Origin of the sequence: Nonomuraea candida (assembly GCF_000725485.1) — a bacterium.
Taxonomy (GTDB): Bacteria; Actinomycetota; Actinomycetes; order Streptosporangiales; family Streptosporangiaceae; genus Nonomuraea; species Nonomuraea candida.
The window spans coordinates 1-227 of record NZ_JOAG01000219.1 but is presented as its reverse complement, the minus strand read 5'-3'; the positions used below and the strand labels follow the sequence as shown (position 1 = coordinate 227).

The following is a 227-nucleotide window of genomic DNA, read 5'->3' as shown; positions in this document are numbered from 1 at the left end:
GATCTGACGCTGGTGCGGGGTGATCTGCGGGTCGCCGCCGATGCGATCCGGCTGTCGCGGCGCACCCTGTCGACGATCAAGGGGAACCTGTTCTGGGCGTTCGCCTACAACGTGGCCGCGCTGCCGCTGGCCGCGGCCGGGCTGCTCAACCCGATGATCGCGGGCGCGGCGATGGCGTTCTCCAGCGTCTTCGTGGTCACCAACAGCCTGCGACTCCGCCGCTTCAC

At 69.6% G+C, this 227-nt stretch carries 1 pseudogene; it reads left to right on the top strand.

Going from position 1 to position 227, the window contains the following annotated elements:
• A pseudogene (locus tag IO39_RS43790) lies at positions 1–227 on the top strand (heavy metal translocating P-type ATPase); the annotation flags it as partial.